The sequence below is a fragment of the Thioclava sp. F42-5 genome, from assembly GCF_002213195.1.
Lineage (GTDB): Bacteria > Pseudomonadota > Alphaproteobacteria > Rhodobacterales > Rhodobacteraceae > Thioclava > Thioclava nitratireducens.
The window spans coordinates 68,802-93,300 of the sequence record NZ_NBNZ01000008.1; the positions used below are offsets into that span (position 1 = coordinate 68,802).

The window sequence follows — 24,499 nt, forward strand, 5'->3', positions numbered from 1 at the left end:
TTTGATCGCCCATGCGCAGCGATGCAACCCCCGAGCCGAGATTGACCTTCGGCTTCGCGCGGCTTTAAGTCAGCTTGGATGAAGCGCGATGAGTGACCAGAACGATATTCTTTCTGAACTGAACGACCGCTCCCGCGAAGTGTTTCGCCGGGTGGTCGAAGGCTATCTGACGACTGGCGGTCCCGTGGGCTCGCGCAGTCTGACCCGAGAGATGAACGAGAAGGTCTCGGCGGCGACGATCCGCAACGTTATGCAGGACCTCGAATATCTCGGGCTTCTGGACAGCCCGCATGTCTCTGCGGGGCGCGTTCCGACCCAGATGGGTCTGCGGTTGTTCGTCGATGGGGTGATGGAAGTGAGCCACCTCGGGGACGAGGACCGCGCGGCGCTCGATGCAACGATGGGCGCGAATTCAGGCGATGTAGGGTCTTTGTTGGACCGAGTGTCGAGCGCGCTTTCGGGAATGACGCAGGGCGCGAGCCTCGTTCTCACGCCCAAACACGAGGCCCCGATCCGCCATATCGAATTCGTTTCGTTGGCGCCCGACCGTGCACTGGTGGTGCTCGTCTTCGCGGACGGGCAGGTAGAGAACCGCGTCTTCACGCCGCCGCTGGGACAGACGCCTTCGTCGATGCGGGAGGCCGCCAATTTCCTCAACGCGATGGCGGAGGGAAGAACCCTGTCCGAGCTGCGGGGCCACATCGCCCGCCAGATTGCAAATCACCGTAACGAAATCGATTCGCTCGCGACTGAACTGATCGACAGCGGTCTGGCCGCTTGGGAGAACAAGGGCGAGCGCTACGAACGGCTGATCGTGCGTGGTCGCGCCAACCTCTTGGGTTCTGAAGACGACCTCGACCGCATCCGCTCGCTATTCGACGATCTCGAGCGGAAGCGCGACATCGCCGAATTCCTCGATCTGGCCGAGGATGGCGAAGGTGTGCGTATTTTTATTGGCTCAGAGAACAAACTTTTCTCTCTTTCGGGTTCCTCTTTGGTTGTCTCTCCATATATGAACGCTGACCGAAAGATCATTGGTGCGGTGGGCGTGATTGGGCCGACCCGGCTCAACTACGGGCGCATCGTGCCGATCGTGGACTACACAGCGCAACTGGTCGGGCGGATGATCTCCGGCCAGGGCAAAGGATGAATGGCATGAGCGAGAAAAAAGACGAGATTGCCGAGGATCAGGCGCATATCGACGAGAGTTTTGAAGACGTGATGTCTTATGAAGCCGACGAGCTCGAGGCGTTGCGTGCGGAGCGCGACGATTATCGCGACCGTTTCATGCGTGCGCTGGCAGATGCCGAGAACGCACGCAAACGGGCCGACAAAGAGCGTCAGGAAGCCTCGAATTACGGCGGGACGCGTCTTGCGCGCGACATGCTGCCGGTGTTCGACGCGCTGTCGCGTGCGCTCGAGGCCGCGAATGAGGACGTGCGTTCGCAGGCCGGGCCGTTCCTCGAAGGGGTCGAACTGACCCAGCGCGAATTGCTCAACGTGTTTGCTCGTCACGGCATCACCACCGTTGCGCCTGAAGTCGGCGAGAAGTTCGACCCGCAGATGCATGAAGCGATGTTCGAAGCGCCCGCGCCCGGCACCAAGGCCGGCGACATCATCCAGATCATGGAGAACGGCTTCATGATCCACGACCGGCTTCTGCGGCCGGCGAAAGTGGGCGTCAGCTCCACTCCGAAATCCTGATCGGTAAGGCTGGGGGCACTGCCCCCAGACCCCCGGGATATTTCCATCAAGAAGAAGACTAGTCCGTGAGAAGCGCGCGAAGCTCGTAGAGGGCGTCGAGCGCGTCTTTCGGTGTCATGTCGTCCGGAATGAGCGATTTCAGGCGTTCCTCCAGCGGAGAGGGACCAATTGGCGCGGCGGCAGGTTGCGGTGTGTTAGACACTGAAAATAGCGGCAGATCGTCGATCACCGCCTGTTTCTTGCCACCGCCTTCGCGTTCGCCCTTCTCCAGCGCATCGAGCACGATCCGCGCGCGTTCCACGACGGAATGCGGAAGCCCGGCGAGCCGTGCGACCTGAACGCCATAGGAGCGGTCGGCGGCGCCTTTGCGAACCTCGTGCAAGAAGATCACTTCGCCTTCCCATTCCTTCACCGCGACAGTCGCATTTTCGACGCCGTCGAGCTTGGCCGACAGCGCGGTCATCTCGTGGTAATGGGTCGCGAAGAGGGCTCGACAGCGGTTGGACGCGTGCAGATGCTCCATGACCGCCCAGGCGATCGAGAGCCCGTCATAGGTTGCCGTTCCGCGGCCTATTTCGTCCAGGATCACCAGAGCGCGGTCATCGGCCTGATTGAGGATCGCGGCGGTTTCCACCATTTCGACCATGAAGGTCGACCGGCCCCGCGCCAGATCGTCTGCCGCGCCGACGCGGCTGAAGAGTTGTGACACAAGACCGATATGGGCGGATTTCGCCGGAACGAAACTGCCCGCCTGGGCCAAAAGTGCGATCAGGGCGTTCTGGCGCAGGAAGGTCGATTTACCGGCCATGTTCGGACCGGTGAGCAGCCAGATCGCGGGGGTCGCGCCTTCGGTCAGTTCGCAGTCATTCGCGATGAACGGCTCGCCGGATTTCTTGAGCGAGGCTTCGACGACCGGATGCCGCCCGCCTTCAATCTCGAACGCGTGGCTGTCATCGACTGTGGGTTCTGCCCAGTCTTCGTTGCGCGCGAGCGTCGCGAAAGCGCTGGCGAGGTCGATTTCGGCGAGTGCGCGCGAGGCCTCGTTGATCGGGCCCGCGCGGTCGAGAATTGCCTGTCTTAGGCTGGAATAGAGCCTTTTTTCGATCTCCAGCGCATGGTTTCCGGCGTTCAGAATGCGGGTCTCGATCTCGCTCAGTTCGACCGTCGTGAAGCGCACCTGGTTCGCAGTGGTCTGACGGTGGATGAAGCGCTCCGACAGCGGCGGAGCGAGCATCTTCTCGGCGTGGGTGGCGGTGGTTTCGATGAAGTAGCCCAGCACGTTGTTGTGCTTGATCTTGAGCGAATTGATCCCCGTGGCCTCGATATATTCCGCCTGCATTTTCGCGATCACGCCACGGCCCTCGTCACGCAGCTGGCGCGTCTGATCGAGATCTTCGTCGTAGCCTGCCGCGATGAAGCCGCCGTCGCGCGCAAGAAGCGGGGGCTCCGCGATGAGCGCCGCATCCAGAAGGGCGGTGAGGTCGTCATGGCCCATCAGTGCCTTGGTGGCCTCGGCGAGCAGTGGCGGGGCCTCGACGGCGGAAACCGCTTCGGCGATCCGCTCGGCCTGCGCCAACCCGTTGCGGATCGCGGCCATGTCGCGCGGGCCGCCGCGGTCGAGGGCGAGGCGCGAAAGCGCTCGATCCATATCGGGGCAGCGCTTCAGATCGGCGCGGATATCTTCGGAAAATCGACCCTGTTCCAGCAGAAAACGCACCGAATCGTGCCGCGCGTGGATTTCGGTCAGACTCCGGGACGGGGCGGAGATCCGGCGTTCCAGAAGCCGCGCGCCGCCTGCCGTAACGGTGCGGTCGATGGCATTCAGGAGCGAGCCGTCGCGCCCGCCCGAAAGTGCCTGCGTCAATTCCAGATTGCGGCGCGTCGCGGCGTCGATCTGCATCGCTGCGCCGCTGTCTTCATGCACGGGACGGCGCAGCAGGGGCAGTTTCCCTTTCTGCGTGATCTCGAGGTAATCGACAATCGCCCCCATCGCGGCCATCTCGGCGCGGGTGAAACTGCCGAACGCATCGAGCGAGCCGATGGAATAGAGCGACAGAAGCCGCGTCTCGGCCGCCTGACTGTCGAAGCTCGCCCGCGACAAGGGCGTCATTGCGGCTCGCATATCAGAGACTATTTCGGCGCAATCGGCCTCTTTCGCTTCACTGACCAGCACTTCACGAGGCGCAAGCCGGGCAAGCTCGGGGCCCAGCCGCGACAGCGGGCATGGCGTCACGCGGAATTCGCCGGTAGAGATATCGACCCACGCAATCGCGGCTTCGTCGCGCACCTCGGCCCAGGCAGCGAGGAAGTTGTGGCGGCGCGCCTCCAGCAAGCTTTCCTCAGTGAGCGTGCCGGGCGTGACCAGCCGCACCACATCGCGTTTCACGACGGATTTCGACCCGCGCTTCTTCGCTTCGGCAGGGTCTTCCATCTGCTCGGCGATCGCCACGCGGAAGCCTTTTCGGATCAGCGTCAGCAAATAGCCCTCGGCCGCGTGCACGGGGACGCCGCACATCGCGATATCCTCGCCCATGTGCTGACCACGCTTGGTCAGCGCGATGTCGAGCGCGGCCGCAGCATCGACCGCGTCCTGAAAGAACATCTCGTAGAAATCACCCATCCGATAGAACAGGAGTGCGCCCGGATTGGCCTCCTTGATCCCCAGATACTGTTCCATCATCGGTGTGACGGTCGGCTTGGCCATGTGCCCCCCATTTGCTGGTCGCGCGACCCTACAAAACCCCGGATTCGGGCGCAATTCCGTTGAGTGACGGATCACGGGACGTTAAACCGGTTCGGACCTGCAGGAGGAGCACCGGCCCAATGCCCAGCAAGAACCGTATCACGCCCGAAGAGGCGTTGGCCTATCACCTCGACCCGCATCCGGGGAAATACGACATCACGGCGTCGAAGCCCATGACGTCGCAGCGCGATCTGTCGCTGGCCTACAGCCCCGGCGTTGCCGTGCCGGTGGAGGCGATCGCGGAGAACCCCGAGCTCGCCTACGACTACACCGTGAAGGGGAACATGGTCGCGGTGATCTCGAACGGCTCGGCCATTCTTGGGTTGGGCAATCTCGGGGCGCTAGCCTCGAAACCGGTGATGGAAGGCAAGGCGGTTCTCTTCAAGCGCTTCGCCGATGTGAACGCGATCGATATCGAGCTCGATACCGAGGATGCCGACGAGATCATCAACGCAGTGAAGCTGATGGGGCCGACCTTCGGTGGGATCAACCTCGAGGATATCAAGGCACCGGAATGTTTCATCATCGAGCAGCGGCTCAAGGAGTTGATGGACATCCCGGTGTTTCACGACGATCAGCACGGCACGGCGGTGATCTGTGCGGCGGGTCTGATTAACGCGCTGGAGCTGTCGGGCAAGAAGATCGAGGACTGCAAGATCGTGCTGAACGGCGCGGGGGCTGCGGGCATCGCCTGTCTGGAACTCGTGAAGGCGATGGGCGCGAAGCACGACAACTGCATCATGTGCGACACCAAGGGCGTGATCTATCAGGGCCGCACCGAGGGCATGAACCAGTGGAAATCGGCCCATGCGGCGGTGACCGATGCCCGCACGCTGGAAGAGGCGATGAAGGATGCCGACGTGTTTCTCGGGGTGTCGGCCAAGGGGGCTGTGACGCCCGAGATGGTTCAGTCGATGGCCGACAACCCGGTTATCTTCGCGATGGCGAACCCGGACCCGGAAATTACCCCGGAAGAGGCGCAATCGGTGCGTCCCGATGCGATCGTGGCGACGGGGCGGTCGGACTATCCGAACCAGGTGAACAACGTCCTCGGCTTTCCATACCTGTTCCGTGGCGCACTCGACATTCACGCCCGTGCGATCAATGACGAGATGAAGATCGCCTGCGCCAACGCCCTTGCGGAGCTGGCGCGCGAAGACGTGCCCGACGAGGTCGCGATGGCCTATGGGCGCAAGCTGAGCTTCGGGCGCGATTACATCATTCCGACGCCCTTCGATCCGCGGCTGATCCACGTGATCCCGCCGGCGGTCGCGAAAGCCGGGATGGATACCGGCGTGGCGCGCCGTCCGATCATCGACATGGAAGGCTATGCCCAAAGCCTGAAGGCGCGGATGGACCCGACCGCCTCGATCCTGCAGGGCATCCACAGCCGCGCGCGTCAGGCGCAGGCGAAGATGATCTTTGCCGAGGGCGATGACGAGCGGGTGCTGCGCGCTGCCGTGGCCTATCAGCGCTCCGGCATGGGCGAGGCGCTGGTCGTGGGCCGCGAGCAGGACGTTAAGGAAAAGCTGGAAGCGGCAGGTCTGGGCGATGCCTATCGCGAGCTGCGCGTAGTGAATGCGGCCAATTCCAAGCATACTGAGACCTACAAGGATTTCCTCTACAAACGCCTGCAGCGGCAGGGCATCGACCGGCAGGACGCGCATAAAATGGCGACGCGTGACCGGCATGTCTTCGCGGCGCTGATGCTGGTCCATGGCCATGGCGACGGGATGGTGACCGGGGCGACGCGCAAATCGGCGCATGTGCTGGAACTGATCAACAAGGTGATCGACGCGCGGCCTTCGGATGGCGCGGTCGGGATCACTGCCGTGCTGAACAAAGGCCGCGTCGTGCTGATCGGCGATACACTGGTGCATGAATGGCCCGACGAGCACGATCTGGCGGATATCGCGACGGCGGGGGCGCATGTGGCGCGCGGGCTCGGGCTCGAACCCCGCGTGGCGTTCTGCTCCTTTTCGACCTTCGGCTACCCGGTTTCGGAGCGCGCCACGAAGATGCATGTCGCACCGAAAATCCTCGACCAGCGCGGCGTGGATTTCGAATACGATGGCGAGATGACCGTCGATGTGGCGCTCAACATGGAGCAGATGAAGAACTATCCGTTCTGCCGTCTAACCGGCCCAGCCAATATCCTCGTCGTGCCCGCGCGGCATTCGGCGTCGATCTCGGTTAAGCTGATGCAGGAAATGGCGGGCGCGACCGTGATCGGACCCATCCTGACCGGCACGAGCCATGCCGTGCAGCTCTGTTCCACGAGCGCGACGGTGAACGATATCCTGAACATGGCGGCGCTCACCGCGTGCAAGCTCTGCCTGAAGGAATGATTTGAAAAAGGCGCGCGGTGATCCGCGCGCCTTTGTCGCTTTATCCGAGCGCGTAACCCGTGCCGCGCACCGTGCGCACCGGATCATCTCCACCATTCGCCATCAGTGCCTTGCGGAGCCGCCCGACATGGACGTCGATGGTCCGGGTGTCGACATAGATGTCGCGTCCCCAGACCCGGTCGAGCAGCTGGTCGCGGGTCCAGACGCGGCCCGGTTTTTCCATCATCGTGGACAGCAGCCGGAACTCTGTCGGCCCGAGTTTCAGCGGCTGGCCGTTACGGAAGACGCGGTGTTCCTCGGCATCGAGGATGATGTCCTCGAAGCTCAGCCGTTCACCCATCGTCGCGGGGCGGGTGCGGCGCAGTTGCGTGCGCACGCGCGCCATGAGCTCGACTACCGAATAGGGTTTCACGACGTAGTCGTCTGCGCCGGTTTCCAGACCCCGCACCCGGTCTACCTCTTCCGAGCGCGCCGAGAGCATGATGATCGGGATGTTGCGCGTGTCGGAATTGGCCTTCACGCGGCGGCAGATCTCGATGCCGGAAACGTTGGGCAGCATCCAGTCGAGCACGATCAGATCGGGCTTTTCTTCCTTCACGAACAGCAGGCCCTCGTCGCCGTTCTCCGCCATCACGACGCGAAACCCTTCGGCTTCGAGGTTGTAGCTGAGAACTTCGCGCTGGGCGTTTTCGTCTTCGACCACGAGGACGCAGGGCTGTTGGGCTGGCGACATTTTTCAGGGTCTCCGGTCAGGCCACGCTGGAACTTTTCGGACGCGCATCCTCCGGCATTTCGCCGGTCACGAGATAGATCACCTGTTCGGCGATCGTCGTCGCGTGGTCGCCCATCCGCTCGATATTCTTCGCGATGAAATGCAGGTGCATGCAGGGCGTGATGTTGCGCGGGTCTTCCATCATGTAGGTCAGGAATTCGCGGAACAGCGCGTTGTACATCTGGTCGACTTCGAGGTCGCGCTCGCGCACATCGGCGGCCAGTTTCGCGTCTCGCTGGATATATGCGTCGAGCGCGTCCTTCAGCATCGCTTCCGTGGTGCCGGCCATGCGGCGGATCGCGGTGGCGGTGCCGGTAATCTGCGGGCCGTCGGACAGAACCTGTGTGCGCTTGGCGATGTTTTTCGCGTAATCGCCGACGCGCTCGAGGCTCGCCGAGATTTTGATGACCGAGAGCGCCATGCGCAGGTCGCGTGCGGCGGGTGCGCGCAGGGCGATCAGGCGCGCGGCTTCTTCGTTGATCTTCTCTTCCAGTTCGTCGACCGCACGGTCGCGGGCGCGGATTTGCTCGGCCAGTTCGAGGTCGCGCACTTCGAGGGCGCGGGCGCTTTCGAGGATCTGTTCCTCGACGAGGCCGCCCATCTTCACGACCAGGGCCTGCACGGCTTCAAGGTCGCGGTCGAAGGCGGAAAGGATATGCTCGCTCATGATTATTTGCCTCCTCAGCCGATCCGGCCGGTAATGTAGCTTTCCGTCCGGCTGTCGGACGGGTTGGTGAATATCTTGTCCGTATCGTCGTATTCGACGAGATTCCCGAGGTGGAAGAACGCGGTTCTCTGGCTGACGCGCGCGGCCTGCTGCATCGAATGCGTCACGATCACCACCGAGAAATTCGCCCGAAGTTCGTCGATCAGTTCCTCGACCTGCGCGGTCGCGATCGGGTCGAGCGCCGAGCAGGGCTCGTCCATCAGCAGCACTTCCGGCGAGGTCGCGACGGCGCGCGCGATGCACAGGCGCTGTTGCTGGCCGCCGGAAAGCCCGGTCCCGGGAGCGTGGAGGCGATCCTTCACTTCGTTCCACAGCGCGGCCTTGCGTAGCGAATCCTCGACCACCTGATCCAGCTCGGCCTTGTTTTTGGTCAGGCCGTGGATTTTCGGGCCGTAGGCGACGTTGTCGTAGATCGATTTGGGGAAGGGGTTCGGTTTCTGGAACACCATGCCGACCTTGGCGCGCAGCTGCACCGGATCGACGCGCTTGTCGTAGATGTCCTCGCCATCGAGCAGGATTTCTCCCTCGACGCGGGCGACGTCGATCGTGTCGTTCATGCGGTTCAGGCATCGCAGGAAGGTCGATTTCCCGCAGCCAGATGGGCCGATGAAGGCGGTGACAGTCTTGTCGAGGATGTCGACATTGACGTCTTTGATCGCGTGGGTGTCGCCGTAGTAGACCTGCACGTTGCGTGCGGTGATCTTGATGTCGTCAGTGGTCACGGCTCTCTCCGTCAGGCTCATGTCTTCCATGTCTCGCACTCCCTTACCAACGGCGCTCGAACTTGCGGCGAAGGATGATGGCGATGATGTTCATGCCCAAAAGGAAGATCAGTAGAATGATGATACCTCCCCAGGCGCGTTCGTAAAATGCCGGGTCGGCGCGCTTGGCCCATTCGTAGATCTGCGCAGGCATGGCGGAGTTGGGAGAGACGAAGCCTTCCCAGAACCCGTCCGGCGAGTTCGTTGCGATATAGCCGACCATCCCGATCAGCAGGAGCGGCGCGGTCTCGCCCAAGGCCTGCGCCAGACCGATGATCGTGCCGGTCAGGATGCCGGGCATCGCCAGCGGCAGAACGTGGTGGAAGACCGATTGCATCTTCGACGCGCCGATGCCGAGCGCCGCGTCGCGGATCGACGGCGGTACGGCTTTCAGCGCGGCGCGGGTCGAGATGATGATCGTCGGCAGGGTCATCAGCGTCAGCACGAGGCCACCGACGAGCGGGGCCGATTGCGGCAGATGTGCGAACTGGATGAACACCGCGAGGCCGAGGATACCGAAGACGATCGACGGCACTGCGGCGAGGTTCGAGATGTTCACCTCGATCAGGTCAGTGAAGCGGTTCTTCGGTGCGAATTCTTCGAGATAGATCGAGGCGGCGACCCCGATCGGCAGGGCCAGAACCAGCACCACGAGCATCATGTAGAACGAGCCCAGCATCGAGATCCCGATTCCGGCCTGCTCGGCGCGGCTGTCCGAAGCGTCGGCGCCGAAGATGAAATCCCAATTGAAGCTCTTGTGGATGATGCCCGCCCTGCGAAGCTGATCGACGAGGTCGAGCTGCGCCACGGTGATGTTCTTGTCCTTGGCGATCTCGTCGCGATGCACCCGCCCCTTGAGGTAGCTGTCGACCCGCGAGGATGCGAGTATCTCGAAATTCACCGTCTGGCCGATCAGCGATGGGTCTGCGAGGACCGTATCGCGCACCTGGCTCGCGGCAGAGGCCGAGATCAGGTTCTTCATGTCCTTCGCCTTGGCGAGATCGGTTGTCGCGCCGGATTTCTCCACCGCGTCGAGAAGCCCTTTCTCGATCAGCGGTTTGTAGGTGAAGGTCGTCGCCTTCTTAAGGTCCGCCGGGTCGCGGTTGCCCTTCTTGTCGAGCTTTGCGGCGTCTAGGTAGACTGGCACCTGAATGAAGGTCTGCTGGAATGCGGTTGCACCGTTGGAGACGATCGTCACCAGCAGGATCACGAGGAAGGCGAGGCCGATCCCGACCGCACCGATGCCGAGCGCTTTGAAACGCTTCTCGGAGGCGTTGCGGCGCTTCGTGCGGGCATCGACATGATGCAGCGAACGTGTCGCGGGCTGGCTTGCGCCGTGTTGGGTCGCATCACTCATTCGTATTGCTCCCGGTATTTGCGCACGATGTAGAGCGCGAAGATATTGAGCCCCAGCGTCAGGACGAACAGCGTCATGCCGAGCGCGAAGGCGACCAGCGCCTCGGGGGAAGCGAAATCGGCATCGCCGGTGAGCTGCGAGACGATCTTGGCGGTGACGGTGGTCATCGCGTCGAACGGGTTCATGCTGAGGCGCGCGGCGGCGCCTGCACCCAGCACGACGATCATCGTCTCGCCAATGGCGCGCGAGGTCGCGAGGAGCACCGCGCCGACGATGCCGGGCAGGGCGGCGGGCAGGATAACCTGCTTGATCGTCTCGGATTTCGTCGCGCCGAGGCCGTAGGAGCCGTCGCGCAGCGATTGCGGCACCGCGTTGATGATGTCGTCGGACAGCGAGGAGACGAAGGGGATCAGCATGATGCCCATCACCAGACCCGCGGTCATCACCGCCGTGCCCGCATGCATCCAGCCGCCATCTGCCATCGCAGCGGTCGGACCCGAGGGGCCGAAGATCGACAGCAAGAAGGGTCCGACGGTCAGCAGGGCGAAAAGGCCGTACACGATGGTGGGGATCCCGGCGAGCACTTCGAGCAGCGGTTTCACGACGCTACGCACCGATTTCGTCGCGTATTCCGACAGGTAGACGGCCGCGAACAACCCGATCGGAACCGCCACGAGAAGCGCCACGAGCGAGATGTAGAGCGTACCCCAGAGAAGCGGCAGGATACCCAGCTCCGACCCGCCGCCGAAGCTCGGCGACCAGGTGGTGCCGAAGAAGAAATCGGTGATGGGATAGAGGCGGAAGAACTCGATCGTATTGAAGACAAGCGAGAGGACGATACCGATCGTGGTCAGGATCGCGATCGAGGCGGCGGCGATCAGAAGAACGCGTACCCCGTGTTCCACCGTGTTGCGGGCACGAAAATCCTTGTTCGTGCGTATATAGGTGACGGCGAAACCCGCGGCTGCGGCGAGAAGGACAAAGATCGTCATCGCCAGATCACCGGTCGAGGTCATATCGCGGTAGGTCTGTGCCGCCTTCAGCGTCGCCGGATCGACATTGGAGCCGAGCGCGACACCGACCGAGCCGAGAACGTCGCGCAGGTCCGTGGTCTGAAGATCGAGATTCGCGGCTTGTCGTGCGCTCAGCGCGCCTTCCGAAATCGCGATATCGAGCCCGTCGGCGACGCGCCGGACATCCGACATCACGAGGCTCATGTTCGAGCCTTCCAGCAACGTTTCCGGAATCTCGGCGGAGACGCGAGCATTCACGATCAGCGGCTGTGCCACCATCCAGACCACAAGGAGAAGAAGCGCCGGGACCGCGGTGAACATCGCGACGTTGAAGCCGTAATAATTCGGCAAACTGTGCAGGGAACGTCGGTCTTCGCCCGCCGAATGCAGCGCGCGCATTCGACCCATCACGAAGCCGACTCCCGCCAGCACGACCACGATCACAACGATCCACAAAACAGGCATTTCAGCCCCACCAGTTGGAAATTACCAAAAAGGAAAAAGGGGGCGGCGAAATATGCCGCCCCCTGAAGATAGCGGTCTCGATTACGAGCCCGAACCCATGGTCACTTCGTTCGCCACGGCTTCCTGGGTCTTCGCCAGTTCCGGGTCGGCGACGAGGCCGTATTGAGCGAGCGGGCCGTCGGGGCCAGCCATGTCGTCGGAGACGAAGAACTCAGCGTATTCCTTCAGGCCGGGGATCACGCCGATATGCGCTTTCTTGACGTAGAAGTAGAGCGGACGCGACACCGGGTAGTCGCCCGACGCGATGGTCTCGGTCGAAGGCTCGACGCCCGACATGGTCGCAACTTTCAGCTTGTCGGTGTTGTTCTCGTAGAACGCCAGACCGAAGACGCCGATGCCGTTCGGGTTCGAACCGATGCGGGCGAGGGTCTCGGTGTAGTCGCCGTCGATATCGACAGCCTTGCCGTCGGTGCGGACTTCCATGCAGGCTTTGCTGGCAGCCTTGTCGTCCATGCCCGAAGCCATGAAGGCTTCTTTGGCGCCGGTGGCTTCGCAGCCAGCTTCCAGAACCTTCTCTTCGAAGACTTCACGGGTGCCGTGCTTGGTGCCCGGGATGAAAGCGACGATGTCGGCATCCGGCAGGTCCGAGTTGAACTCGTTCCACTTGGCGTAGCTGTTGTCGACGATCTTGCCGTCCTTCAGGACCTTCGCGCCGAGCGCGTTGAAGATGTCCGAGGGCGTGAACGCGTTGAAGGCCGGGCCGTCTTTTTGCGACGCGAAGACGATGCCGTCATAGCCGATGCGAACTTCCATGATGTCGGTGACGCCGTTGTCGGCGCAGGTCGCGACTTCCTTGTCCTTGATCTTGCGCGAAGCGTTCGCGACGTCGATCGTGTTTTCGCCAACGCCTTCGCAGAAGCGCTTCAGGCCAGCCGAGGAGCCGCCCGATTCCACGACCGGGGTCGGGTAATCGAAGTTTTCGCCGAAAGCTTCGGCGACGATGGAGGCGTAGGGCAGCACGGTCGAGGAACCGGCGACCTGGATGTTGTCACGCGCGATGGCGGCGGTGCCCGAAACGGCGACGATCGCGATCGCGGAAGCGGCGAGGTTGAACGATTTCATAGATCACTCCCAGTGTTCTGAAATTTGGGCCGTCGTGTGGCCTCAGCGCGGTCCTAGGCGTCTTCGGTGACGCTTATGCAAACATTATGTAACAGCTATGTGACAATCTACGAGTCCGTGAAGGATCGTGATCAGCCTCGCGAAATCGCCTGTGCAATCAGGACGGGAACCTCACGATGCGCCCCGATTTCGGGCAAAAGGCTCCCCCGGTAGCTAGCCGCCTGCAACGCCTGCGGAATATCGCCTGTCACATGTCCTGCCCGCAGCGCGAAGAACGGCAAACACACGCCATCCGGGTGTGCGCGGGCCACGTCTTCAAGGTAGGGCGGCTCCTCGATCAGGGCCACATGAATCTCCGGCATGAGCGGATTCCGGACCAGAGTTTCCGCCATGTCGTAAACCGAATTGCGCGATTTCCGCGAGATTTTCGACCCGTGCGCCACGAGAATCACCGGCGAGTCGGTCGGGACATTTTCTGATTCACGCGCCTCGAAAATGACCTTGGTCAGCAGATCTGGCAGCGCCGGATCGACGCCGAACGGATCGAGCTGGCGCGCATCAGATCCCGCAGCCGCCAGCCGTCGCGGAAGTTCGGTCTTTGTGAACCAGCCCTGGGCCATGAAATAGGGATAAATCAAAGGGTTTTCGTGCCGCGCCAAGGCGGCTTCCAAAGCCCCCGGATTCGCGAGCGTCGCCGCGTCTATCGAGCGCCCGGAGCTTTCTGCTGCAACCTTTTCGGCCAAGGACAGCAGGGCCTTTTCCTGAGTTTCAGGCTCTGACGGGGATCCATGTGCGACGAGAATGACCGGTTGCATGGGCTTAGATTAGCGCGGTGGCGTCCCTTGGCAACTGCCCGATTCCCGCGTGAATTTTGCATTAACGCTATGAATTTTAAGAGTATTGTCCGCAGATGCCATTTGCACGAGCATTTCTTTGGATATACGGAGATCAGAGAGGCTAGGACGGCCAGACCCGAGATTTGGTTTCACGTGGTGCGCAGGGGTGCGCGCGGGGTGACGGAGGGTTCTGGCCGAGGTGCCGGAACCCTCCAGTTTTTCCGGCTCAGTTCGGATCGGTCTCGCCCATGTCGCAGACGATCTTCCATTCTTCTTCCGTGACGGGCTGAACCGACAACCGCATCGAGGTGACGAGCGACATCTCCGACAGGCGCGGCTCGCCTTTCACATCGGCCAGCGTGACAGGCTTGGTGAACGGCCGCACCGCCTTGAGATCCACGCAATCCCAGCGCGGATCGTCGGTCGTCGAATCCGGATGGCTCTCGGCGACGACTTCGCAGATGCCGACGACCTCCTTGCCGATATTCGAATGATAGAACAGGCCGCGATCGCCGATCTTCATCTCGCGCATGTTGTTGCGCGCGAGATAGTTGCGGATGCCGTCCCATTCCTCGCCCGCATCGCCCTTGGCGACCAGATCGTCCCAGGAAAACTTGTTGGGTTCCGATTTGAACAGCCAGTACCGCATCAGCCGATCACCTTTTTCCACGCCTTGACCTGCACATCCTCGAACAGGCCCGCCTTGGCATAGGGATCGTTCGCCGCCCAATCCTGCGCGGCTTTGAGGCTCTCGACTTCGAGGATCACGAGTGAACCCGCCATTTGTTCATTCTCGATGAACGGGCCCGCCATGAAGACCGCGCCGGTCTCTTCGATATAGGCGAGATGCGCCTCGCGATTGTCCAACCGGGTTTGCAGGGCGCCGGGTTTGTCGCGGCAGATCACGGCAAAATACATCTCATTCCTCCTTCAAGGGGCGGGCGAGCAGGGCCTGCATCGCCTCGTCCACGCTGATTGTTCGTTCGGTAAGCGCAAGAACCATCGCGGCGACGGGAATTTCCAGCCCGCGCCGATGCGCCAGCTTGTTCAGGGCCCCGGCGGTCGCGACGCCTTCGACGGTGATCGATGGATCGAAGCCTTCGCCGGACCCGATCGAGCAGCCCAACCGGAAATTGCGCGATTGCGTCGAGGTGCAGGTCAACACCAGATCGCCGAAGCCCGACAGACCCGACAGCGTCTCGGCCCGCGCACCCAGTTCCGTCGCGATCCGCAACATTTCGGCGAAGCCGCGGGTCATCAGCGCGGCGCGCGCGGAGTCCCCGAGCCCCGCGCCGATCACGGTGCCCGCGGCGATCGCGTAGACGTTTTTCAACGCACCGCCGAGTTCCGCCCCGGTCGTATCGGTCGTGCGATAAAGCCGCAGCGTCGGCGTCGACAGCTCGGCCTGCAATTCCTCGGAATGATCGGCGCAGGCAAGCGTCAGGGCGGTCGGCAGACCGCGCGCGATATCGGCTGCGAAACTCGGCCCCGTCAGCACGGCGGCGCGGGCGCCGGGCACCTTGGCGCGGATCAGGGCCGTCGGCCCTTGGCCAGTGGAGAGGTCGATTCCTTTGGAGCAGGAGACCAGGGTTTTGCCCGCGAGCGTCTCGGAATGGGCATCGAGAAACCCGGCCATCTTCTGCATTGGCATCGCGAGAAGCAGCGTCTTGGCGGCGAGTGCGTCCTCGATGTCTGCCGAAACAGTGATGTCTTCGGGCAGCTTCACACCCGGAAGGCGGCGCGAGTTCTCCCGGCTTGCCTGCATGGTCCGAACCTGCTCGGCATCGCGCGCCCAGAGGGTCACCGGTCCGTTTTGAGAGAGGCTCACCGCCATCGCGGTGCCAAAAGCGCCCGCGCCCAAGACCGAAATCGTCATGCCTTCGCCCCCTTCTTTCCCGATCCGAGAAGCGGCGCGGCGCTCCGGTCCAGCGGCCAGCGCGGGCGGGCGACCAGATCCATCCCGTCCTGCGCGCCGCTGCGGAACCGTTCGATCCCGGCCCACGCGATCATCGCCGCGTTATCGGTGCAAAGCTTTAAAGGAGGGGCCACGAATTCGGCGCCCATTTCTTGTGAAACAGTCTCTAATCCGGCCCGAATGGCCTGATTTGCCGCGACGCCACCTGCGACCGCGAAACCGGGATTGGCGGGCGAAAGCTTTAGATATTCCGCCAAGGCACGACGCGATTTCTCGACGAGAACATCCGCGATTGCCTGCTGAAAACCGGCGCAAAGATCGGCGCGGATCTGGCGCGGCAGCCCGTCATGCTCCGCGACCACCTGATCGCGGGCGCGCAGCAGTGCCGTCTTCAGCCCGGAGAAGGACATATCGCAGCCGGGCCGATCCAGAAGGGGCCGCGGGAAGGCGAAAGCCTTGGGATCGCCCTTGCGCGCCTCGGCCTCGACGGAGGGGCCGCCGGGTTGGGGCAGTGCCATCAGTTTAGCTGCCTTGTCGAAGGCCTCGCCTGGCGCGTCGTCGATCGTGCCGCCGAGCCGCGAAAAATCTTCCGGCCCCTTCGCGATCAGGAACTGGCAGTGCCCGCCGGAGACGAGCAGCATCAGATAGGGAAACTCCAACCCGTCGGTCAGGCGCGGGGTTAGCGCATGGCCCGCCAAATGGTTGACGCCAACCAACGGCAGACCTGCCCCAACTGCGAGCCCCTTGGCGCACATTACACCCGACATCACCCCGCCGATCAGCCCCGGACCCGCCGTCACGGCGATGCCATCCAATGCGCCAAGCCCAAGCCCGGCTTGCTCCAGCGCCTCTTCGACGCAGAGATCGAGCTTCTCCGCATGGGCGCGCGCGGCGATTTCGGGGACCACGCCACCGAAGGCCGCATGCAGATCGGTCTGCCCGGCGACGACGCTCGAGAGGATTTCCGGCTTGCCATCCGTGAGGCGCACGATCGCCGCCGCCGTATCGTCGCAGCTCGATTCAAGCCCGAGAAAGGTCAGCGTATCGGTCATCCGGGTGCCTGTTGCGTGGGTTATCCAACGCAGGTAACACCGGGGAAGCGTTCGCACAATCCCGGGGCGGTGCATGGACAGCCAGTCTGAGAGACCGATTCTCCTCGTTACGCGACCCGCTGTTGCGGCAGAGGGATTCGTTCGGGCCTTTCGCGACAGGTTTGGCGCCGATTGGCCGGCTGTAATCTCGCCACTGACCGAGATCGAGTTGCTGGACACGCCGATCCCCGAGTTCCAGACAGCGATCTTCACATCGCAACATGCGGTGGCCGCATTTCATAGGATGGCGCCGGGAAGGGGCCGTCAAGCCTATTGCGTGGGGCTGCGCACGGCACAAGCGGCGCGCGAGGCCGGGTTCGACGCGATCGCCGGGCCTGGCGATGCCGAGGCTCTGAGCGAATTGATCGCCCGGCAGCAACTCGGCGGAAAACTGCTCTTCCTGAGAGGGGAGCAGATCGCTTTCGACCTTGAGGAACGGCTGAATTCCGCCGGAATAGAGACTGAATCGACAATCCTCTACCGCCAGCTTCCGCGTCCGTTGAGCGCCGAGGCGAAGGCGGTTCTGCGCGCATCGCGCCCTGTTTTGGCACCGATTTTCTCGCCGAATGCGGCGGACCGCTTCCTTGATGCGCTGCCGCAGGCGCCGCACCCGCCGCTCTTTGTCGCAGCCATGAGCGAGGCAGTGGCGTCTCGCCTCAAAAGCGCTAGCTTGTGCCATCTGGAAGTCGCTCGGCATCCTGACGCGCAAGGGATGCTCGATGCGCTTGCCGTCTTGCTGCAAAGGCAAAAGGCGGGTTGAGCAGGCGCGGGCGGACTTCTAAGTTGATATGAACGCGCAATTTGGTGCGGCAGCGGAGGGCTTAGACGATGGCGAAACGGACAACCGGAAAATCTTCCGAGACGAGCAAGCCGGAAGACGCGAAATCGACCGCCGAGTCCGAGGCCAAAACCGACGCCGCCACTTCTCAAACCTCGTCGAAGGACACCAAGGCGGCGGCGTCGCCCGAGGCGAAAGATAAGCCGAGCACGGCTGCCGCCAGTAAAACGGACACCGCTGCGAAATCGAGCGCGTCGGCGAAGCCGTCCTCTACCTCTACGTCTTCGTCCAAAACGGATACCTCCAAGACCGCGAATGAGGCCGCCAAGTCGACCTCCACTCCGACCTCAGCGCCAGCGACCAAATTCGACACCCCCGCAAAATCGGATGCGGCGTCGAAGTCCAGCTCTACACCTGCGAAGGCTGAGACGACTTCGACTCCGGCTACGAGCAGCGCCAAGGCGGAGATCGAGCCGAAGAAAAGCGAGACAGCGAGCGGCTCGGAGAATAAGTCGCAGACCACGAAGCCGGCGACTGCGACGAGCTCGACGAGCAGCTCGAACGCCGACAAGACCTCGCCGAAAAGCGATACGGCAACGTCCGGCGCGTCGCCTCAGCCTGTGATCGAAAAGCGGGGCGGGTTCGGCTCTGCTTTCCTCGGAGGCGTGATTGCTGCCGTGATTGGGGCCGGCGTCGCGATCTGGGCGATCCCGAACCTGCCGCCGCAGCTTTCGGGATGGCTTCCGAACGCGCCGACCCCGGTCGATGGGGCCGCCATTCAAAGCCAGCTAGACGATCAATCGAAACAGATCAGCCAGCTCTCGGAAGAGCTCGCGACCCTGAAATCGTCGCAACCGCCGGCGCCGGATCTGTCCGGTGTGCAGAGCGCGCTCGATCAGGTCAACGCGGATATCCGGACGAATAAATCGGCGCTCGAGGACTTGAAATCGCAGATCGCGTCCCTGCAAAGCGACAATGGCGGCAGCGCGGCTCAGGCCGAAATCGAGGCGGCAGCGAAAGCCGCCGAGGCCCGGATCAAAGAGGCCGAAGCGCAGGCCCAGAGCCTGAAATCGCAAAGCGAGGCGGCGGCCAAGGCCGCGATGACGCAGGCCGCGGCGGCGCGCGTGAAAGCGGCGCTCGATGCGGGAACGTCGCTCGACGCGCCGCTGGCCGATCTGCGCGACGCGGGTGTCGACATTCCGGCGGCGCTCAACGGCGACATCCCGAGCCTTCAGTCGTTGCAATCGAGTTTCCCGGATGCCGCGCGAGCCGCGCTTCAGGCGGCGCGCCGGACCGAGACGGGCGGCTCGATCAGCGATCGAGTTGGCGCCTTCCTTCTGGCGCAGACCGGGGCCCGGTCGGTAGCGCCTAAAGAGGGCGACGGGGCGGATGCGGTGCTGTCGCGGGCACAGGCCGATGTCGATCGCGGCGCTCTCTCCGATGCGCTCGACGAGATCGCGAAGCTGCCCGACCCGGCGCAGGAGGCGATGTCCGACTGGGTGAACCGGGCGAAAACGCGGATGGCGGCGATCGACGCGGCCAACCAGCTTGGCGCGACGCAATAAGGAGACAGACATGATCTGGTCATTCATCAAAATCGCGCTGTTTCTGATTGTCGTCGCCGCCGCGACGCTGGGCCTCGCGCATCTCGCCGAGATGACGGGCGGTCTTCGGATCACCACGCTCGGCATGGAATTCACCCTCGGCCCGCTTCAGGCGGTGATCGCGGCGATTGTCCTGTTCATCGCGATCTGGATCGTGATCCGTATCGTCGGTCTGGTGGTGGCGTTCTTGCGCTTCCTGGCGGGCGACGAAACCGCGATTACACGCTACTTCGACCGCCATCGCGAACGCAAAGGCTATCAGGCGCTGTCCGAAGGGTTGCTCGCGGCGGCGTCCGGCGAGGGCAAGCTCGCGATGTCGAAAGCGGCGAAGGCCGAACGCTATCTGCAACGCCCGGAGCTGACCAACCTTCTCACCGCGCAGGCTGCCGAAGCCTCGGGCGACTCGAAGAAAGCGACCGAAGTCTACAAGCGGCTTCTGGCGGATGATCGCACGCGGTTCGTCGGGATTAGGGGGCTGCTGCGGCAGAAGCTCGAAGCGGGTGACACCGAAACCGCGCTGAAGCTCGCGCAGAAAGCCTATGCGATCAAACCGCGCCATCGCGAGGTTCAGGATACGCTTCTGAGCCTGCAGACCGAAACGGGCGACTGGAAAGGTGCGCGCGAGATCCTTCAGGCGAAGATGCGTCAGGGCGAATTGCCGCGTGATGTGCATAAACGCCGCGACGCGGTGCTCGCGCTGCAAGAGGCGAAGGGTGTTTGGGAAGAAGGAGCGAGCGTCGAGGCGCGTGAGGCCGCGATTTCGGCCGCCAAGGCGTCGCCCGATCTGGTGCCGGCCGTGGTGATGGCGGCGCGCGCCTATATCGACAAGGGCAAGAAGGGCGCGGCGGAGCGGATCCTGCGCAAGGCGTGGGAAGTTCAGCCGCATCCAGATCTTGCCACCGCCTTCGCCGAGATCGCCCCGGACGAGTCGCCCGATGCACGGTTGAAGCGATTCTCGAAGTTGCTTTCGAGTCGTCCCGACCATGAGGAAACGCGGCTTCTGAAAGCCGAACTGAACATCGCGGCCGAGGACTTCCCGGCGGCGCGCCGGGCGCTGGGCGATCTCGTCGAGACGCATCCGACGGCGCGGACGCTGACGATCATGGCCGCGGTCGAGCGTGGCGAAGGGGCGGAAGATGTCGTCGTGCGCGGCTGGTTGGCCCGCGCCCTGACCGCGCCGCGCGGTCCGCAATGGTGCTGCGACAAGTGTCAGAACATCCAATCCGAATGGACGCCGATCTGTGATAACTGCAACGGTTTCGACACGCTCAGCTGGCGCGAGCCGCAACAGGCGCAATCGCCGCTGCCGCATGGGGCGGAGATGCTGCCCTTGATCGTCGGCAAACCGGCTGCGGAGCCCGCGTCGAAGGAGGAGGATCAGTCGGAGGACGCAGCCATTCAGGACGCTGAAATCGTCGACCCGCCGAAGGATGAGGGCGACGCTGCGGGCGCGTCGAAGGAGGCACAAAGCCGAACTGCGACAGCTTGATCATTTTGGGGCTACACATCCCCGAAAGAGCATGGTAATCGCCCGCCAGAGTGCCGGTGTAGCTCAGCTGGTAGAGCACGTCATTCGTAATGATGGGGTCGTAGGTTCGAGTCCTATCACCGGCACCACTTCCTGAAAGTTCAGGCGCAAAGGCGGAACCGCAAGGTTCCGCCTCGCTTGTTTCCGCCTCGTTTTTCGAGTGCCTTTCGATCAATTTACCACAAACTCAGCGTGCAATGCCCCCGCGGCATTGATGCTTTTGAGGATGTCGATCATATCGCGCGGACTGACGCCGAGCGCGTTCAGTCCCGCCACCACTTCCGATAGCGAGCTGCCCTGCGCGACCTCAGCCATACGAATGCCGGGCTCTTGCGTCAGCGTTGCCTGCGATCTGGGCACCACGACCGTATCACCTTGTGAAAATGGATTGGGCTGCACCACGAGGGGACTTTCTTCCACTTTGAGGGTCAGGTTCCCCTGGCTGACGGCGACCCGCGATATCCGCACGTCGCGGCCCATGACGATCGTGCCCGAACGCTGGTCGACTACCACCCGAGCGCGCTGCTCCGGTTCGACGCTGAGATTCTCCACTCGCCCGATTGCATGTGCGACCGAGCGCGCGCGCGTCTCGCGGATGTGCAATGCGACCGTGCCGCCATCGAGCATTTCCGCGACGCGCCGGCCGTATTCGCGGTTGATCGCGTTTTCTATCCGGGCTGCGGTGGTGAAGTCTGGCGTGCGTAGCGCGAGGCGCACCGTCTCCAGATCATTTATCTCAAACGCTATTTCACGTTCGACGCGCGCGCCGGAAGGAATGTTTCCCGCGGTCGGCACCCCTTGAGTCACCGAAGCGCCGTTCCCTTGTGCTACCGCTCCGCCGGCAATGATGGCGCCCTGCGCCACCGCGTAAATCTCTCCATCCGCCGCCTTCAGGGGGGTCATGACGAGGGTGCCGCCGAGGAGACTCTTCGCATCGCCAATTGCTGAGACCGTGATGTCGATTTTACTTCCTGCGCGGGCAAAGGGCGGCAGGCTCGCGGTGATCATGACGGCAGCGACGTTTTTCGGCCGAAGCTGCTCCCCGGTAACGTTAACGCCCAGTCGTTCGAGCATGTTTGACATGATTTCTTCGGTAAAGGGAGCGTTGCGCAACCCATCGCCCGTTCCGTTCAGCCCAACGACGAGCCCATAGCCGACGAGGTCATTTCCGCGCACGCCATCGAACTCGACGAGATCCTTGATCCGGATCGGTGCGCTTAGGACGAGCTGCGGAATGATCAAAAGCGCAATAAGAAAGTAGCGCCACATCACATGTAGTCCGTCATCGAGAGGTTAGAGAGCCGGCTGGTCAGTAGGTAGAGCGTCTCGATCTGAGACCGTACCGCTTCGAGCGCGGTCGCGGACTCGTAGGGGTCGGCCCCGATGAGTGTCGTTCGTGCGATTTCGAGACTGGCGCGTTCGGCATCGTTTCGCGTAGCGGCCGAGGCGATCTTGCCTTCGACAGAGCCGACTTTGGCGGCCAATTCGACAGTTGCAAGAGATCCCGAATGAATTCTCTCGCCCGCCCCCTTTGCGAGTGCACTTCGCTGGATTAGATCTCCGTCAAACAACCCGCGGTCCAGAAGCGCGCCTATGGCGTAGCCTTTGATCGTATCTTTGATGCGTGGATCGTCCGCGGTGACGTCAATTGCCGCGGTCTCGCTTTCTGCGATGTGAAATTTACTTCGCGCTTCGCCGCCTTGATAGAAGGTTGCGCTAAATCCGGCGGGATCGTCGAACCAAACATCGAGCGTCATGAGCACGTCCGTCGCGCTGGTCGCTCCCGCGATCTCCGTGGAAAGGGAGGCGAGAATCGTTTCTGAATCGGGCAGCGGAGGCGTGTCGCCGCTTTCGCCCGCGAATATGTATCGCCCGACTGAATTCGTGTTGAGAGTTGCGATCAAGGCGTCAAACTTTTCGGCAGCAGACGCTACGGTTGTGTCGATCATTGTCTTGCTGGCGGTTGTCGCCGCGGACATGAGTGCCATGCTGACGCCATCGTCGAGGTTGGCAACACGCTCGAGGCTGCTTTGCATCGCTTCGGTGTATTGGCGCGCCTCGCTGGTAGCGAGAGCGAATGCATCGAACAGTCTGAGGCTTCGATTGATCGCAGTGAGCGCGCTGAAATCGCCCGCAACGGCGGTGCCGAGGTCGGATTTTACGCCTGACGTCACTTCTCGGGTAAGGCTTGCCAGTCTCGTATCGAGCGCGGCGCTGTGGCGTCGCATCTGGAAATTCAGCGCCATGTCTCCGACCGAGAGATAATTCATCTCAAATCTCCAGAAGCTGTTTGATCAGCGCGTCCGCGGTTTGGATGACCCGCGCGTTGGCGCTATAAAGTTCTTCAATTTGCAGAAGTTTCTGCATTTCGTGATCTGTATCGACGCCATCCGCGAGCGCCTGTTCTTTCAATGTATCGTAGCGGGTCTTTGCGTAGGTTTGTGTCGCTTCATTGCGCTGTCGGTCGCTCGTCACTTGGGAGAGAAAGCTCGCGAAAAGTTCCGCGCTCGAATGACGCGAGGAACCGAAATTGCCAGAGCTGGGCGCGGATGGGGTCGTGAAGGCGGAGGCGAGGGCAAAAAGATTTTCCGCGTTGCTCACAGGGCCGGGGGAGGCGGCACCGAACCCGTCGCGCAGCAGGGAGAGCGCGCCGCCTTGTTCAGGGTCCGCAAGCGGGTTGATAGCGATCCGGCCGGCGAGGCCGGTTTCATCGAGCGGATCGAGCGGATCGAGCGGGCCTCCATCATCGGTGAAAAGCCCTGCTGTGCCGCCGCTGAGTGTCGGGTCGATCGCCGGATTGTTGACCCTCTCAATGAGGTCGCGAGAGAGTGCATCTATCTGGATTTGCTGGTCTGGGGCGAGCGTATCACGGATCGTGAAGAGAGCACCCAGTGATCCGCCGCCGAGGAAGCGGCCCTCGTCGATTGAGACGGCGTTTCCGTTGAGGGTCAAGCCGGAGAGGGTGCCTCCGACGTAGGTCATATCCGGTGTGATAATGCCGGTTGATGTGAAACCGATTTCTACGGGGTTCCCTTCGAGAAGAACGGCGCCGCCCGTGGTAAAGAGGGCGATTTGGTCGTTTTCGCGGGCGGCTTGCCGGATGGGGACGATGCTGGAGATCTGGTCGACCAATGTTTGGCGTTGATCCTTGAGCGCATTCGTGTCGTGGCCCGCGGCCTTTCCAGCCAGTATCGTAGCGTTGAGTTCGTCGACCTGCGAGAGGGCGGTATTCAGGGTGTCGACCTGTGCCGCGATTTGCCGGTCTGCAGTCATTCGGCTGTCCTGCAGATGTGCCGAAAGCGCATTCAAGTGATCCGTGACGGCCCGGGCGGAGTCCAGCACAGTGGCTAGGCGGGCTTCGCTTTCTGGGCGGCTGCCAGCCTCAACGAGTGAAGCTTCAAACTGCGCAAATTTGGACGACAGGGAGCTCGCGTCCTCTGGTGTGCCGATACGGGCTTCGAAGGTCGACAGGAAATCGTAGCGGAGCGACGCGTTTCGTGTTGCGGCCTCGGAGAGGCGAAGATCGCTTCGAAGAGTCTCGTTGACGATACGATCCACGCTCAGAACGCGGACTCCGGCGCCTTGCCGGCCGACCATCTGGGCGCCAAGTGAAACCTCGCGCCTGGCGTAACCTTCGGTAAGCGCATTCGCGGTATTGGAGGCGACGACCTCTGCCATACGCGAAGCCGCGGTGAGCCCCGACAAGGCATTGGACAGCGTTTGCGAGATTCCCAT

General features: G+C 62.5%; 22 protein-coding genes and 1 tRNA gene. 7 read left to right on the forward strand and 16 right to left on the reverse strand.

The window, feature by feature from the left end:
* Positions 1–88: 88 nt before the first annotated feature.
* The gene (gene hrcA, locus B6V74_RS17120; RefSeq protein WP_075776722.1) at positions 89–1,150 is read left to right on the forward strand and encodes a heat-inducible transcriptional repressor HrcA; all 1,062 of its coding nucleotides are present in this window, start codon (positions 89–91) and stop codon (positions 1,148–1,150) included.
* 5 nt (positions 1,151–1,155) lie between these two features.
* On the forward strand, positions 1,156–1,704 hold the full coding sequence (locus tag B6V74_RS17125; RefSeq protein WP_088723504.1) for a nucleotide exchange factor GrpE: 549 nt from the start codon (positions 1,156–1,158) through the stop codon (positions 1,702–1,704).
* 58 nt (positions 1,705–1,762) lie between these two features.
* Here B6V74_RS17125 and mutS read toward each other — a convergent pair whose 3' ends face one another.
* Positions 1,763–4,408 (reverse strand): DNA mismatch repair protein MutS, encoded by a 2,646-nt coding sequence (gene mutS / locus B6V74_RS17130; protein ID WP_088723505.1) that lies wholly within the window; start codon positions 4,406–4,408, stop codon positions 1,763–1,765.
* Positions 4,409–4,527: 119 nt separating this feature from the next.
* Between mutS and B6V74_RS17135 the strand changes: the two genes are divergently transcribed.
* Positions 4,528–6,795, forward strand: coding sequence for an NADP-dependent malic enzyme (locus tag B6V74_RS17135; RefSeq protein ID WP_088723506.1), 2,268 nt, complete (start codon positions 4,528–4,530; stop codon positions 6,793–6,795).
* A gap of 40 nt (positions 6,796–6,835) precedes the next feature.
* Here the strand turns inward: B6V74_RS17135 and phoB are convergent, their stop codons facing one another.
* The 11 genes from phoB to tsaD all read right to left on the reverse strand — a co-directional run bounded on the left by phoB (position 6,836) and on the right by tsaD (position 16,815).
* Positions 6,836–7,528 carry a phosphate regulon transcriptional regulator PhoB gene (gene phoB, locus B6V74_RS17140; protein WP_075776718.1) on the reverse strand — a complete coding sequence of 231 codons (693 nt, stop codon included), beginning with the start codon at positions 7,526–7,528 and terminating at the stop codon, positions 6,836–6,838.
* 16 nt (positions 7,529–7,544) lie between these two features.
* On the reverse strand, positions 7,545–8,234 hold the full coding sequence (gene phoU / locus B6V74_RS17145) for a phosphate signaling complex protein PhoU (RefSeq protein ID WP_199224649.1): 690 nt from the start codon (positions 8,232–8,234) through the stop codon (positions 7,545–7,547).
* 14 nt (positions 8,235–8,248) lie between these two features.
* The gene (gene pstB / locus B6V74_RS17150) at positions 8,249–9,046 is read right to left on the reverse strand and encodes a phosphate ABC transporter ATP-binding protein PstB (RefSeq protein WP_075776717.1); all 798 of its coding nucleotides are present in this window, start codon (positions 9,044–9,046) and stop codon (positions 8,249–8,251) included.
* 13 nt (positions 9,047–9,059) lie between these two features.
* The gene (pstA, locus tag B6V74_RS17155) at positions 9,060–10,412 is read right to left on the reverse strand and encodes a phosphate ABC transporter permease PstA (protein WP_088723507.1); all 1,353 of its coding nucleotides are present in this window, start codon (positions 10,410–10,412) and stop codon (positions 9,060–9,062) included.
* A complete protein-coding gene (gene pstC / locus B6V74_RS17160) occupies positions 10,409–11,890 on the reverse strand; it encodes a phosphate ABC transporter permease subunit PstC (protein WP_088719955.1) in 1,482 nt (493 codons plus the stop codon). The genes pstA and pstC overlap by 4 nt, the downstream gene beginning before the upstream one ends.
* A gap of 81 nt (positions 11,891–11,971) precedes the next feature.
* A complete protein-coding gene (locus B6V74_RS17165; protein WP_088723508.1) occupies positions 11,972–13,012 on the reverse strand; it encodes a substrate-binding domain-containing protein in 1,041 nt (346 codons plus the stop codon).
* Positions 13,013–13,143: 131 nt separating this feature from the next.
* Positions 13,144–13,755 (reverse strand): CbiX/SirB N-terminal domain-containing protein, encoded by a 612-nt coding sequence (locus tag B6V74_RS17170; RefSeq protein ID WP_168184251.1) that lies wholly within the window; start codon positions 13,753–13,755, stop codon positions 13,144–13,146.
* Between the two features lie 319 nt (positions 13,756–14,074).
* Positions 14,075–14,497, reverse strand: a complete 423-nt coding sequence (locus B6V74_RS17175; RefSeq protein ID WP_075776712.1) for an EVE domain-containing protein — start codon at positions 14,495–14,497, stop codon at positions 14,075–14,077.
* A complete protein-coding gene (locus tag B6V74_RS17180) occupies positions 14,497–14,766 on the reverse strand; it encodes a YciI family protein (RefSeq protein ID WP_088723510.1) in 270 nt (89 codons plus the stop codon). Before B6V74_RS17180 ends, B6V74_RS17175 begins: the two co-directional genes overlap by 1 nt.
* 1 nt (position 14,767) lies before the next feature.
* Positions 14,768–15,724 carry an NAD(P)H-dependent glycerol-3-phosphate dehydrogenase gene (locus B6V74_RS17185; protein ID WP_075776710.1) on the reverse strand — a complete coding sequence of 319 codons (957 nt, stop codon included), beginning with the start codon at positions 15,722–15,724 and terminating at the stop codon, positions 14,768–14,770.
* Positions 15,721–16,815 carry a tRNA (adenosine(37)-N6)-threonylcarbamoyltransferase complex transferase subunit TsaD gene (tsaD, locus tag B6V74_RS17190; protein ID WP_088723511.1) on the reverse strand — a complete coding sequence of 365 codons (1,095 nt, stop codon included), beginning with the start codon at positions 16,813–16,815 and terminating at the stop codon, positions 15,721–15,723. The genes B6V74_RS17185 and tsaD overlap by 4 nt, the downstream gene beginning before the upstream one ends.
* A 73-nt stretch (positions 16,816–16,888) precedes the next feature.
* Here tsaD and B6V74_RS17195 point away from each other — a divergent pair, with 73 nt between their 5' ends.
* Positions 16,889–17,614: a uroporphyrinogen-III synthase gene (locus tag B6V74_RS17195; RefSeq protein WP_088723512.1), complete on the forward strand. Its 726-nt coding sequence runs from the start codon at positions 16,889–16,891 to the stop codon at positions 17,612–17,614.
* A 166-nt stretch (positions 17,615–17,780) separates the two neighbouring features.
* On the opposite strand, the gene B6V74_RS17200 is transcribed toward B6V74_RS17195, so the two are convergent.
* Positions 17,781–18,203, reverse strand: coding sequence for a hypothetical protein (locus B6V74_RS17200; protein WP_088723513.1), 423 nt, complete (start codon positions 18,201–18,203; stop codon positions 17,781–17,783).
* Between the two features lie 94 nt (positions 18,204–18,297).
* On the opposite strand from B6V74_RS17200, the gene B6V74_RS17205 reads away from it, so the two are divergent.
* The 3 genes from B6V74_RS17205 to B6V74_RS17215 all read left to right on the forward strand — a co-directional run bounded on the left by B6V74_RS17205 (position 18,298) and on the right by B6V74_RS17215 (position 20,853).
* Positions 18,298–19,197 (forward strand): hypothetical protein, encoded by a 900-nt coding sequence (locus B6V74_RS17205; protein WP_146694574.1) that lies wholly within the window; start codon positions 18,298–18,300, stop codon positions 19,195–19,197.
* A 10-nt stretch (positions 19,198–19,207) separates the two neighbouring features.
* The gene (locus tag B6V74_RS17210) at positions 19,208–20,725 is read left to right on the forward strand and encodes a heme biosynthesis HemY N-terminal domain-containing protein (protein WP_088723515.1); all 1,518 of its coding nucleotides are present in this window, start codon (positions 19,208–19,210) and stop codon (positions 20,723–20,725) included.
* Positions 20,726–20,777: 52 nt separating this feature from the next.
* Positions 20,778–20,853 (forward strand) — tRNA-Thr (locus B6V74_RS17215).
* Positions 20,854–20,935: 82 nt separating this feature from the next.
* Here B6V74_RS17215 and B6V74_RS17220 read toward each other — a convergent pair.
* From B6V74_RS17220 to flgK, 3 genes are read right to left on the reverse strand one after another with little or no spacing between them, the layout of a single operon-like run.
* On the reverse strand, positions 20,936–22,033 hold the full coding sequence (locus B6V74_RS17220; RefSeq protein ID WP_088719965.1) for a flagellar basal body P-ring protein FlgI: 1,098 nt from the start codon (positions 22,031–22,033) through the stop codon (positions 20,936–20,938).
* Positions 22,033–23,034: a flagellin gene (locus tag B6V74_RS17225; RefSeq protein ID WP_088723516.1), complete on the reverse strand. Its 1,002-nt coding sequence runs from the start codon at positions 23,032–23,034 to the stop codon at positions 22,033–22,035. The genes B6V74_RS17220 and B6V74_RS17225 overlap by 1 nt, the downstream gene beginning before the upstream one ends.
* Position 23,035: 1 nt before the next feature.
* A complete protein-coding gene (gene flgK / locus B6V74_RS17230) occupies positions 23,036–24,499 on the reverse strand; it encodes a flagellar hook-associated protein FlgK (protein WP_088723517.1) in 1,464 nt (487 codons plus the stop codon).